The sequence below is a fragment of the Chroococcidiopsis sp. CCNUC1 genome, from assembly GCF_023546805.1.
In the GTDB taxonomy this organism is placed as follows: domain Bacteria; phylum Cyanobacteriota; class Cyanobacteriia; order Cyanobacteriales; family Chroococcidiopsidaceae; genus Chroococcidiopsis; species Chroococcidiopsis thermalis.
In genome coordinates, this window is sequence record NZ_CP097480.1 from 4,835,063 (window position 1) to 4,848,222 (window position 13,160).

The 13,160-nt window shown below is 44.2% G+C and carries 12 protein-coding genes; all 12 read right to left on the minus strand.

Features of this window, described 5'->3' with window-relative positions; translation table 11 throughout:
* Positions 1–24: 24 nt before the first annotated feature.
* Entirely contained in the window at positions 25–681 is a 657-nt protein-coding gene (arsH, locus tag M5J74_RS22210; protein ID WP_305883598.1) for an arsenical resistance protein ArsH, read from the minus strand.
* A gap of 19 nt (positions 682–700) precedes the next feature.
* Entirely contained in the window at positions 701–1,030 is a 330-nt protein-coding gene (locus M5J74_RS22215) for a helix-turn-helix transcriptional regulator (RefSeq protein WP_250013233.1), read from the minus strand.
* Positions 1,031–1,209: 179 nt separating this feature from the next.
* Positions 1,210–2,592 carry a glycoside hydrolase 100 family protein gene (locus tag M5J74_RS22220; RefSeq protein ID WP_250013235.1) on the minus strand — a complete coding sequence of 461 codons (1,383 nt, stop codon included), beginning with the start codon at positions 2,590–2,592 and terminating at the stop codon, positions 1,210–1,212.
* A 144-nt stretch (positions 2,593–2,736) separates the two neighbouring features.
* Positions 2,737–5,376, minus strand: coding sequence for a glucosidase (locus M5J74_RS22225; RefSeq protein ID WP_250013249.1), 2,640 nt, complete (start codon positions 5,374–5,376; stop codon positions 2,737–2,739).
* A gap of 264 nt (positions 5,377–5,640) precedes the next feature.
* Complete coding sequence (locus M5J74_RS22230) at positions 5,641–6,963, minus strand: phosphatidylserine/phosphatidylglycerophosphate/cardiolipin synthase family protein (protein WP_250013251.1); 1,323 nt, start codon at positions 6,961–6,963, stop codon at positions 5,641–5,643.
* Positions 6,964–7,016: 53 nt separating this feature from the next.
* Complete coding sequence (locus tag M5J74_RS22235) at positions 7,017–7,508, minus strand: pentapeptide repeat-containing protein (RefSeq protein WP_015156192.1); 492 nt, start codon at positions 7,506–7,508, stop codon at positions 7,017–7,019.
* A gap of 55 nt (positions 7,509–7,563) precedes the next feature.
* Complete coding sequence (locus M5J74_RS22240; RefSeq protein WP_250013258.1) at positions 7,564–8,373, minus strand: SDR family oxidoreductase; 810 nt, start codon at positions 8,371–8,373, stop codon at positions 7,564–7,566.
* Positions 8,374–8,459: 86 nt separating this feature from the next.
* Positions 8,460–9,095 carry a fasciclin domain-containing protein gene (locus M5J74_RS22245; protein WP_015156194.1) on the minus strand — a complete coding sequence of 212 codons (636 nt, stop codon included), beginning with the start codon at positions 9,093–9,095 and terminating at the stop codon, positions 8,460–8,462.
* A gap of 140 nt (positions 9,096–9,235) precedes the next feature.
* Positions 9,236–9,898, minus strand: coding sequence for a cyclopropane-fatty-acyl-phospholipid synthase family protein (locus M5J74_RS22250; RefSeq protein ID WP_015156195.1), 663 nt, complete (start codon positions 9,896–9,898; stop codon positions 9,236–9,238).
* A 51-nt stretch (positions 9,899–9,949) separates the two neighbouring features.
* The gene (locus M5J74_RS22255; protein WP_250013260.1) at positions 9,950–11,284 is read right to left on the minus strand and encodes an APC family permease; all 1,335 of its coding nucleotides are present in this window, start codon (positions 11,282–11,284) and stop codon (positions 9,950–9,952) included.
* Positions 11,281–11,955: a cyclopropane-fatty-acyl-phospholipid synthase family protein gene (locus tag M5J74_RS22260; protein WP_106167697.1), complete on the minus strand. Its 675-nt coding sequence runs from the start codon at positions 11,953–11,955 to the stop codon at positions 11,281–11,283. Before M5J74_RS22260 ends, M5J74_RS22255 begins: the two co-directional genes overlap by 4 nt.
* A 206-nt stretch (positions 11,956–12,161) precedes the next feature.
* Positions 12,162–12,881, minus strand: a complete 720-nt coding sequence (locus M5J74_RS22265) for a hypothetical protein (protein WP_250013262.1) — start codon at positions 12,879–12,881, stop codon at positions 12,162–12,164.
* Between the last annotated feature and the right edge of the window lie 279 nt (positions 12,882–13,160).

Here is a 13,160-nt window from a genome sequence, read left to right on the forward strand (position 1 = left end):
CTCGGTTTGCGTTTTCTTTCCTGATTAGCTGGAAGGTGAACCAATTGACTGACTGACGATTTCTTTCGCTTGCTTTTCTGTTTCTTCTTTGCGTTCACTATAGCGATCGGTTAAGTAGTCTACTTTATCGCGCAACAGTAGCGTAAACTTGTAAAGTTCTTCCATCACATCGACAACACGATCTCGATAAGGTGAGTTTTTCATCGTTCCGTCTTCATTGAATTCTTGATATGCCTTTGGAACAGAAGACTGATTTGGAATCGCGAACATCCGCATCCAACGCCCTAAAACTCGAAGTGTATTTACTGCGTTGTAGGATTGCGATCCTCCACAGACTTGCATCACTGCTAAAGTCTTACCTTGCGTAGGTCGTACTGCACCGATACTAAGCGGAATCCAGTCAATTTGATGCTTGATCAATCCGCTCACATTGCCATGCATCTCTGGAGTTGACCAAACCTGCCCTTCTGACCAGTAAACCAGTTCCCTTAATTCCTGAACTCTAGGATGCGTGTCTGGTACACTCCCATGAAGAGGCAAGTCGTGAGGGTGAAAAAAACGGACTTCTGCACCAAAATCCTGAATAACTCTGGCAGCTTCTTCAGCCAATAGACGACTGTAAGAACGTTCCCGTAACGAACCATACAGAAAAAGAATTCTAGGCTTGTGGTCAAAGTTCATTGGTTTCTCCCATAATTGTTTACTGCCTGCAATTTCCAGACTCACCGTCATACCAAATTGATGAATCTGCCCTGCAACAATCCTCGGTCAAAAACTTTAATAGTTGACCTGTTCCATCCCAATCGATCGCATAGAACACTTGCCGTTGAATTCGCCAGGAGTGGAGCAACTTAGCCCGCTCTAGCTGTGCAAGATGACGAGACATGGTAGAGGGATTGACGCTCAAAGCCGAAGCAATTTCCCCCGCAGGTAGACCCTGAGATCCAGCGCGGACAAGTAAACGATAGGCAGCAAGCCGTGTTTCTTGAGCGAGAGCTAGGAGTGCTTCAATAACGATTTCTGATTGCATAAATGCATGATAGCACTATTGCACAATTATGCAATCGGCTTAAAATTGAATTTGTGGCGATAGCTTAACGAATCGGTAAAATAAGGTGGAAAGCAAGATGTAGTGCGGCAATTGCGGCAGAAATTGGGATATCGCTCCAGAAGAATTTGTAGTGCAAACCTATATTAAATGCAAAAAACCTACCACAATCGACAACCTGGACTTTCAACTCCCTCCTCAAAGCTGAATAATTCAATGTGCTTCGGATTATTCATTATCTCTTTTGCTGCTAGCAATCCGGCGATCGTCCAAGTTTGATAAGTTCTCGCTTCTTTGCCGATCAAGCGCCCATTTTTACCGTCATAATATTCGGGATATTTATCTTGAACTAAGCGAGTTTCAGCCAGCGCGATCGCTCTAGTCGCTAGTTCTATTCGTCCTGTTTTTTGGGCTGCGGCAGCAAATAACCATAGTATTGTAGCCCAACTACCGCCATTATGATAAGACCAAGGGAGATTTTTGGGATCGCATCCAGTCACGATCCGCCACTCTAATCCTTCTACAGCGGGAAAGCAAATTTTCAAAGGCATAAATCCAATTAGATCTTGCCAGCGTTGTTCAAATAGATCCATAATCTTTTGAGATTCTGCTTCGCTTGCTAAAGAAACTAGAATTGCCAGCAGATTTCCCAATGAAAAGAAGCGAAAATCCATCAGTCCTGGACCCAGATTTCCGGCTAAATAGCCTCCGGTTTCGGGCAACCACTCGGTTAACCAATTGGGAATTGATTCGGCATAAATGTTGAATTTATTCGCAACTTCTTGACCGAACTCATCACTTTTATAGCGGTAAATTTCATTTAACCGTTGCAAATCTATCCAATAATATTCGCGGACGTGGTAATTTAAAGCACCAAGTCGCTGCTTGACTGCATCAAGATAGCGATCGCCGCCATTTTCTGGCAACAACAAATCTTTTACAGTCCGCAAAGCCGCATAGAATAATACTTGAATTTCTAAAGGATGCCCGTCAACCCCCATGCGACGGTCAATCATAAACGAGCCATCGAGAACTGGAAGAGTAGGATACATGGCGAACCGATGCACCAAACATAAATCGAGAATCAGTTTTATTCCCTCTTGAAATTCTGGCTGATGAGCTAATTCAATATCTCCTGTGGTTTTGATATAAGCTCTTAGTAATAGCAGCCACCACAGACAAGAATCGACAGGAGGAACGCGGGCGATCGCGCTTTCGCCAAAATCAGATTCTATATATTCTTTGTCGCCATCATGTTCCACCTTAAAGCTAGCAGGCATTAAGCCTGGTCCTGGCGCAAAGCAATCCATTTCGCGATCGTGATTTTGTTGCATGGCTAGCGTTTCGATTAAGAAATTACGCACGATTTCTGTTTTGCCATGCATCAGAAATACTAAGGCTGAGGGGACGAAATCGCGGATGAAACACTGGTCGTAGTTGAGTGCTTCTAGTGCTGGATCTTGAGCCGCCAGCGTGCCAATTGGTCGTCCTTGATAGTAGATGATGGAGTCTTCTAGTAGTTTCCAGGCTTCTTTTTCCCACATAGTTTTGTTTTGATAAGGTGTTTTGAAGATTTGTGTCGCGCAAAGACAAGCCAGTGCGCTGGCGTGAGGTTTCCCCGCCCTGTAGCACCTGGCGTGCAGAGGCGCGAAGAAAGGCGATGAAGATAAGAAGAAGTCGCGGCTGAATTACTTCATTTCTCCACTGTCGCGGATTAAGTTTGCTACTAATCCCGTCCAACCTGTTTGATGATTTGCTCCCAATCCTGCGCCGTTGTCGCCATGAAAGTATTCATAGAATAATAACAAGCCTTGCCAGTCTGGATGAGTTTGAAATATAGCGTTGCCACTGTGAACAGGACGACGATTACTACTATCTCGTAAGAAAATTCTTGTCAATCTTTGAGACAACTCTGTAGCCACTTCTGCTAAATTCATCCATCGACCGGAACCAGTGGGACATTCAACTTTAAAGTCATCTCCTAAATAGTTATGAAATTTTTGTAGAGACTCAATGATGAGATAATTCATCGGAAACCAAATAGGACCGCGCCAGTTAGAATTCCCGCCAAACATCCCACTGGTAGATTCAGCCGGTTCGTAACTCACTTGATGCTGCTGACCGTCAACATTGAAAGTGTATGGGTTTTCTAGATGAAATTTCGAGACAGAACGAATGCCATACTCGCTCAAAAATTCGCCTTCATCTAACATTCTTTGCAAAATTAACTTGAGTTTTTCAGGATTAACAATTGCTAGCAATCGTTTGCTTTCTTTTCCTTCGTCTGTCAAAGAGGCAATGTTCTCTTGCAGTTTAGGACGATTGTTAATAAACCACTCAAAGCGTTTTTTAAACCCTGGAAATCGCTCTAGTAAATCTGGTTCTAGAATCTCTACTGCAAATATGGGAACTAAACCCACCATCGAACGCACCTTGAGGTGATGGCGTTCGTCATGTGGAGAATGCAAGACATCATAAAAGAACTTGTCTTCATCATCCCATAGGTGAATCTGAGTTTCGCCAATGTGGTTCATTGCATCGGCAATATAGAGGAAATGCTCGAAAAATTTACTGGCGATATCTTCATAAGTAGAGTTAGTTTTTGCCAATTCTAATGCGATCGCCAGCATATTCAGACAATACATTCCCATCCAACTCGTACCGTCCGATTGTTCTAAATAGCCACCTGTAGGCAACTCAGCACTGCGATCGAAAATACCGATGTTATCTAAGCCTAAAAATCCTCCTTGAAAGACATTATTGCCATCGTTATCTTTGCGATTTACCCACCAAGTAAAGTTGAGCAATAATTTCTGAAATACTCTTTCCAGAAAATCAGTATCAGCGCGATCGTAAATATCTCGTTCAATTTGATAAACTCGCCATGTTCCCCAAGCATGAACGGGAGGATTGACATCGCTAAAATGCCATTCATAAGCTGGAATTTGCCCGTTAGGATGCATATACCATTCCCGTGTCAGTCTATCCATTTGTCGCTTGGCAAAATCTGGATCGATTGTTGCTAAAGGAATGACATGAAAAGCTAAATCCCAAGCCGCAAACCAGGGAAATTCCCATTTATCGGGCATAGAAAGAATATCATCATTAAATAGATGCATCCATTCTTGATTGCGAGCATTATGTCGCTGTGGCACTGGTTGATTTGGATCGCCATTCAACCAATCTTCTATGACGTAGTGATAAAACTGTTTTGTCCACAATAAGCCAGCAAAAGCTTGTCGTTGCACGTTACGACAATCTGCTAACAACTCTTCTGGAGAAATTCGTTGATAAAATTCATCTGCTTCTTGCTTGCGAGTTTGTAAAATTGTATCAAACTCTAAAAATGGATGTGTTAGCTTACCGAGATCGCTGAGTCTTAGCTTGATGATTTGTTCTTCACCTGCATCAAGATTCAGTGAGTAATAACAAGCAGCTTTTGTACCTATTTTTTCTGGGTTGATAGCCTCTTCGATATTCTCCACAACATAATCGTTTACCCCGTCTTTGACATAAGGAGATTTATTGCTAACTCCAAATAGCTTTTGATAGTTAGTCTCATTTTCTGTAAACAACAACTTGCAGCCATTTTGACAATACAACCATCTTTTCCCCAAAGTTGGATGAGCAGCTTCAATAGCACAGGCAAGAAGATCGGGCTTCATGACTTGAAGTGATGGTTTTTCACTCTGTTTATCCCAAGCCCAAGTATTGCGGAACCAGAGAGTAGGTAAGAGATGAAGTGTTTTTTCTTCCGAACTACGATTGACAACTGTAATTTGAATTAAAATATCTTCAGGAGAGTTTTTAGCATATTCGACAAACACATCGAAGTATTGATTATTGTCAAATATACCAGTATCAACTAATTCAAATTCCGGCTCGTAGTATCCTCGTTGCTGATTTTCTTGCACCAATTGCGTGTAAGGAAATGCTGATTGAGGATATTTGTAGAGATATTTCATATAGGCATGACTGGGAGAATTGTCAAGATAAAAATAATATTCTTTGACATCTTCCCCATGATTGCCTTCAGGTCCAGCTAACCCAAATAATCTTTCTTTCAGGATTGGATCTACTCCATTCCAAAGCGCGATCGCAAAACAAAGTCTTTGATGATTGTCAGAAATTCCCGCAATCCCATCTTCTCCCCAACGATAGGCGCGACTCCGAGCGTGTTCGTGGGGAAAATAATCCCAAGCATTACCATTCTGGCTATAATCTTCGCGTACAGTTCCCCATTGGCGATCGCTTAAATATGGACCCCAGCGCCGCCAGTATGCTTGACGGGTGCGATTTTCTTCCAGTCTTTTTTCTTCTGCGGTCATGTTTTTACTCCATGAACTGAAATAAAGTCAAAAGTCAAAAGTTAAAAGTCAAAACATTTCAAGTAGGGTAGGTATTGCCCATCATGAGTTACATATGCCAATTGTGGTAAGCATTGCCTACCTGAAAATTATTAAGATTTACCTATAGTAGTTCTAAATGATTTGTAAAGTATACTTCTAGCCTGCGGCAGGCTAGAAGCCTGCTCCACGTTCATGAATCAAATAGGATTGCTATACAACTAATTTAAATTTCTCACTAAACTACTACAACAAAGGCTTGAAAATCAGCCCTATTTGACCGAGTAATTTCTCTGTTGCTGAACGATTTTGCCATTCTATGCGAGTAAGACAATTGCTATTATCCAAAGCGTTTTGAAATAAATTGTCTGTTTTTTCAATTAATTGAGTATTGTTAGTAGAAATATTTAATTCGTCATTGTGATGATAGCTGCGGGGGTCAAAGTTTGCACTGCCCGTACTTACCCAGTCATCGTCAATTAAAGCTAGTTTAGCGTGCATCATACTTGGTTGATATTCGCAAACTTGCACCCCAGCTTCTAGTAGTTCGCCGTAGAGTTCGCGAGAAGCAAAACGTACAATTGGCTTATCATTCTTCTGTCCCATTGTCAGAACGCGCACGTCAACCCCCTTTTGCCTGGCTTGAATTAGCACGTTGCGCGTATTGCGATCGGGGACAAAATAGGGGCTACCAATCCAAATTCGCTCTCTAGCTGCCAAAAAGCTTACCTGAAATAGCATTCTGATTGTTGACTCGCTCAAAGTAGACGTGTCGTTCGTGATGTAAAGTGGCGTTCCTTTTTCTGGTTGCACTTTGATTACATCCTGCGCCAAATCTACCGTGCCACCAACATATGCCCAATTTTGGAAGAAATTGCCTTCCAATAGACTGACGACTTCTCCCGTATAACTTGCTTCAAATTCTAACCAAGGAGCGGTATCACCTATTTCTGGATCGCCATCCCAATCATCTGAAACTCCTGCACCACCAATTAAAACCCGTTGACCGTCAATTAACAGTAACTTGCGATGAGTGCGAGAATTATACTCCAATGGCGCTCTCCAATCGAATTCGCGGAAAAAACGCACCTCAACACCAGCTTGCTGCAATCTTTGCCAATACTCGCTGGGAATCGAATCAGTACCGTAGTCATCGATCAAAAGTTGTACTTCCACGCCTGCTTGAGCGCGATCGCTGAGTGCGGCAGCAAATTCATCAGCACGACGACCAGGGGTCATGTAGTATGTTTCAAAGTGAATCGTGCGTTTGGCGCTCTTGATAGCATCTATGCGAGCAGCATAAATAGCATCTGCTCCGCTCCAATAGTCAGTCAAGCGACCGCTAGTAGGTAAAGCATTGGATAAACTTACTACTAGTAGTGGAAAACGGGGCTCTTCTAAACTAGGTCCATTGGTAATTTTATACTCGACTTCCGAGCGAAAAAACCCTCTCAGGTAGAGAAAGCCCAAGCAAAGAATTGCCAAAGCAAGGACTCCTCCACCAATCCACCACCACAGCTTTTTCTTTGCTGCGCGACGGTTTGCCAATTGCCGTTGTCTAGTCTGCATTTCTAGCCTAGTAATTTCCAGTTATTTCAAAATGCAAAGCTGAAGCAGGCAAATCACCTATTTCTAACTGTGCCATCAGGCATGACTGTGTTCTCAAATTCTGCTTGTTGTAAATTTGCTCCCGTGATGTTGGCTTTGGTAAGATTTGCTCCTTCTATGTCTGCTCGCTGGAGACTAGCTTGTTGTAAATTAGCCGACTGTAGGTTTGCCTTTTCTAGATCGGCGCGAATCAGATTAGCTCCTTGTAGGTTAGCACCTTGTAAGTTAGCTTCTTCTAAATCTGCATTTTGTAAATTAGCATTCTGGAGATTAGCACCTTGTAAGTTAGCTTCGTCCAAATCTGCGTTTTGTAGATTTGCTCCACTCAAGTTGCAACCCGGACATTGCTTAGTTTTTAGCAATTTTTGTACTTCAGAAGATTGAGCTTGAGTTTGGGCTTGAGCGATCGCTTCAGGTATTTGATTCAGAGAAAATCCAGCAACGAGTGTCACAAAGGTTGCTGTTACACTCCAGAATTTCAATGTTTGTGAAGTTAATCCATTCATTTTCAATTCTCAACGTTTAACTTTTAACTTTTAACTTTTGACTTTTGACTATCAATCAGGCTGACCACGCCTCGCGAAAATCGGCGTACAAAGTCAAACCACCATCGACAAATAGAGTTTGTCCGGTGATGTAGGCGGCTTCATCCGAAGCTAAAAAAGCAACTGCTGCTGCCATTTCTTCGGAAGTACCAGCACGACCCATCGGAATGTGACTTTCAACGATCGCCTTCTTTTCTGGGTCATTTGTCCAGGCTTCGTTAATTGGTGTAACTGTTGCGCCTGGAGCGACGGCATTAACTCGAATTCCTCGATTGGCATACTCTAAAGCTAGGGTTTTGGTCATATTTTCCATCCCACCTTTGCTGATGGAATAGCTGACATACATCGGTCTGGGAATAATTTCGTGAACGCTGGAAATGTTAATAATAATTCCAGAACGATTCTGGGATAGTAATTGTTTGATAGTTTCGCGGGCGCACAAATAAGCACCGCGCAAATTAACTGTTAATACTCGATCGAATTCTACCGTTTCAATTTCGTGGGAGGGAGATTCAGTTTGAATTCCAGCATTGTTGACCAGAATATCTAAACTACCAAATCTTTCAACTATAGTATTGACCATGCTGATGATGTCTTCTTCTTTCGAGACATCTCCCTGTACCAGCAGAGATTTCACGCCGCAATTTTCCACGTCTCCACATGCTTTTTGCATTGCCATTTCTTCTGTATCTTCTGCCCCATCAGGACTTTTGCGGTAATTGATGGCAATATTGCATCCTTCAGAGGCGAGGCGAATGGCGATCGCTTGTCCAATGCCCGAACTTGCACCAGTCACCAGTACGTTTTTGCCTTTTAATCCCTTCATAGAGTTATTCCTTCATCTCTACGTATCATCTTCTTGTAGAGACGCAGAATTTTGCGTCTCTCAACCGAATTAGATAGAAAAGCGAATTAGATAGAGAAATTGGGTGGTAAGATGACGCGATCGACAATGTGGATGACACCATTGCTAGCAGGAATGTCTGCCTGGGTCACGGTGGCATCATTCACTGTTACTTGGTTGGCTGTTTGGTCAACTTTAACGTTAACGTTTGCACCTTCTACCGTTTTCACGTCTCCCGATTGCAACTGATTGGCGCTCACTTGACCAGGAACGACATGGTAAAAAAGAATCTGCGCTAGTTGTTGGCGATTTTCTGGTTGTAGTAGCCTTTGGCGAGTTTCTGCGGGAAGGGCATTAAAGGCATCATCTGATGGTGCAAACACCGTGTATGGACCTTGAAGTTCTAAGACTTCGTTAGCATCTGTTTCATCAATGACAGAAGCAAGGGTTTTCAGCGAAGGATTTGCCTGTACTACATCAACGACATGGTTGTCATCTGCCTCTGCTTGAGCGGCGGGAGGCGCAGTTGGAGCAGCAGGAGATTGTGTAGTAGCCCCTGGCGTAGCTTCCGCAGTCGGCGCAGTAGCAGGAGGTGTTTGTGCAGTTTGCTGAGGTTCGCAAGCAGCAATAATTGGCAAGATCGTCAGTCCTGCTGCCAATCCAGCTAATTTTTTGATTGAATTAGTTCGATTTTGAACGTTCATTGGATTATCCTTTATTATTTGTCATTGGTCATTGGTCATTGGTCATTGGTCATTGGTCACTGGTCACTGGTCACTGGTCACTGGTCACTGGTCACTGGTCACTGGTCACTGGTCACTGGTCGCTGGTCACTGGTCACTGGTCACTGGTCACTGGTCGCTGGTCGCTGGTCACTGCCCCTCTGCTCCCTTTCAGGTACAGTCCACAAGTAAATCGTTCTGCCGTCTACTTGCTCGACTCTTTCAGGTTTCCAATCGCCCATGCCGTAGTTGTGAGAAACAATGCGAGTACCTGGTTTGAGTTCTTGCAACAGCTTGGGACGCAGTTTGATGTTGTTCTCTGTCAGTAGATAGAGCGTCACTACTGTTGCTTCGCTCATGTCGGTTTTGAATAAGTCTGAGTTGCGAAACTGGACGCGATCGCTCACTCCTGCTGCTTTGGCATTCTGATTCGCCTGTGCAACAAGTTCTGGATCGATCTCTATACCAACTCCTCGCGCTCCATATCTTTGGGCAGCCGTCACCGGAATTCGCCCATCACCGCTACCCAGGTCGTAAATTATGTCATCCTTGCCCACATTTGCTATTTTCAGCATTGCATCTACAACAGGTTGAGGTGTTGGAACGTAGGGAATACTGGACTGATATTCCTGGGGTGAAGTTGTCGGAGCTGTTGCTGGAGATTGAGTTGTCGAAGTCGGTGTTTGTGCCTCAGCTTTTAGTTCGGGTGGCGTGCATCCAGCTATGCCCAAGCTGACAACGCTTGTACTTGCAACTATTCCTAGTAGCATTTTTTGTAATTGCACGAGCCGCACTCCTTTCACTTGTGTTTGTAAAAAATCAACTATCGCTAATTGCTAATTGCTTTGATGCCATTGCCACAACGGGATACCGAGTCCTACCACCAAAATGCTCGCGATCGCCCCGATGCCCGTGTACGCCAAACTGGAATAAAACAGATAGGCACAGACTACACAAAAAAGTAGGGGTGTCAAAGGATAAAGCGGGACTTGAAATGGACGCTGAACGTCGGGTTCTCGCATCCGTAGTACCAACAGCGAAATTCCAGTTAAGAGAAAAAAGAACCAAAATACGGGAGCGGTATAGTCTACCATCGTTTCAAAGCCTCTACGAGTCAGCGTGCCTAGTACCACTAACACTATGGCGATCGCTCCCTGTACAAGCATTGCACCAGTAGGAGAACTACGTGACCCAGACGATTTAAGAAAACTCAGTCGGGGAAAATCTTGCCCCAAAGCATAGTTGGAGCGTGCGCCAGTGAAAATTGTGGCGTTGAGCGAACCCAAACTAGCAATGACAATGAGCAGACTAATAATTATTGCACCGCGATCGCCCAAGGCTTGCTGCATCAAATCTGCTGCTACTGCTTGAGACTGTCCCATTGCCTCTAATCCCAACCCTTTAAGGTAAGCTAAGTTGACTAGAAAATAAATAACTGTAATGATGCCGATACTCCAGAGCAACGACCGGACAATATTGCGTTGTCTATTCTGAATCTCGGCTGAGATGTAAGCTGCTTCGTTCCAACCGCCGTAGGATAGCAAAACAAATAGCATTGCCAATCCCCAGCCTCCAGAGTTGGTTGATTCTGTAGCGGGAATTGAAGTAGGGGTAGCAAAGGCGATGCCGATAATGACTATGAGCAACAATCCCAGCACCGTAGCAACCGTAAGTAAGTTTTGCGTCCGCTTGCCCTGTTGCAGACCAAAAATATTGAGAGTCGTGAACAGAGCGATTGCACCTGCTGCATAAACTGAGGCAGAAAACGTACCCAAACCTAAGATTCTAGAGGCATAGTCGCCAAAAACAAATGCCAAAAGCGCAATTGAACCAGTTTGAACAACTGTCATCCTCGCCCAGGCAAACAAAAAAGCTACTCTCTGCCCGAAGCTGCGCTTGAGGTAATAGTAGTTCCCTCCCACATGAGGATATGCCGTTGCCAGCTCTGCATAACACAATGCTCCAACCAGAGATATCGCACCTCCTACCAGCCAAGTTAGCATCAGTGCTGCATTACTACTGACATTAGCAGCAACTAGAGCAGGGGTTTCAAAAATCCCCGCGCCAATGACAATCCCTACAATCAGGGCAACTGCATCGACAAATGCCAGCGATGGTTTTGGAGAGGCGACTTTGCCGATCGCAGCTTGACTGTGTTGTTTGCGTCTCATGCTAGGTAGTGGACTGGTGCGGAAGTATCTTCTGTTCGTGCTTTGTCAGGATTGTTTTGAGAGTGGAAATTTTTCGGCACGCGATCGGGTATGACCCAGTAGTAAATGGTTCTGCCACCCACTCGTTCAACTCTTTGAGGTTTCCAATCACCCATACCGAAAGCGTGGGAGACAATCCGAGTTCCTGGCTGGAGTTCTCTGAGCAATTTCGAGCGCAGCTTGAGATTGACAGCAGGTAAAAGGTAGAGGGTGACTACCGTGGCATTGCTCAAATCTGCTTTAAACAAATCTTGTTGACGAAACTCTACCAAGTTAGTAACTCTAGCCTCTCTTGCGTGGGTATTTGCTTCTTGGATGCGCCTGGGATTAATATCTATACCCACACCCCTAGCACCATACTTTTGTGCTGCGGTAATGACCAACCGTCCATCACCACTACCGAGGTCATAAACCACATCGTTGCGGTTGACTTTGGCAATTTCTAGCATTCGCTCTACCACAGGCTGAGGTGTCGGTACGTAGGGAACGTCAAGTTGCCGTTGTAAAATCCGCACGCCAGGAGTAGATTCTGTTTGGTTGTCCGTGCCAAACTGACGCTGTTGAGTGCAGCCGACAAATACCAAGCTACTAATACAGATTACGAGTAACTGTAGCATCCGTCGTTGCTGCATAGTCAGTATATTTCCCTCCATCCAATCGAGCTAGTTTTACAACAACACAAATTTACAGTTTTGCTAGTGGGGCAGGTGCTGGCGGGCGAGTCTTTGCAGAAAACGCTTTTTGAGCTTAATTTCTCTCCACCAGCGAGGAGCGGCATTAACAATCTGCTTCTAGTTTTCAAACCAAAAATGATGACAATATGACAACTCGACAGTTCTTACAATCCTTCAAAGTTGTAACCAACACCGATCGTCAGTCCTACACTAGTACTGTCAAAGAAGCCGACATTCACACCAGCATTGGCTGTCAGTCGATCGCCTAGAGGTACGTCAGCACCAGCAGTTACCATTGGTCCTACATCGCTGTTGTCTCCTGTGGCGATCGCTAAACCTCCTCCTACGTAGGGTGCAAAACTAGATATTGCTTCTGTCGCTACCCCTGTAGGTTGCACGGTAAAGTCATAAGTAATTGGAATCAGAAAGGTAGTGTTGTCCCCAAATACCACAGCAGGACGAGCAGAGACAGCTTCGGTGAATCCGATTTTGCTGATAACTGTGAAGTTGCCGATACCCAAAGCCGTGTCGCCACCGCCTAGACCGATGTTGCCGCCAACTCCAACATAGCTGGAACCACCACGAGTAGCTCTACCTGGTTCAATTGCACCTGGTGTGGTTTGAGTTGGTGTGGTTTCGGGTGTAGTTGCAGGTGGTTCTGTAGTGGGGGTAGTTGGTTGAGTGCTGGGGTATGTAGGGTCAACTTGAGCCACTGTTGAATTTGCCGAGTCATTTCTGAGTGCAGCAGCCGAAGTTGAAACTTTCGTGTCTTGAGTAGGATTGGAATTAGCAGTCTGAGCTTGGGCTGACAATCCGCCTGCTAACACAGCTACGGTAGCGATGCCGACCGCAACAAAAATCTGCTTAATAGGTTTTGCGTTCACGAGCGTTCCCTCAAATGTTTCTAAAAGTAGTTAATAGCGCCATAAACTATGGCAAATGGTCAAAAATTAACCGATTTTTGTTTAGCTATCTTTTGTTCAGCTTTCTTTAGCATTACAATCAAAAATGATGAGAAAATGACAGCATAAAGATAAAAATTTATTTTTTTTAGAGTGTTTAATGAACCACGAACCGAGAGGTGTTGAGCTATAATCTGACTTCTGAGTTCTGACTCTTCTTTACTAGAAAAAAAGTTCTAACCCAGGATAGATATTTTTATG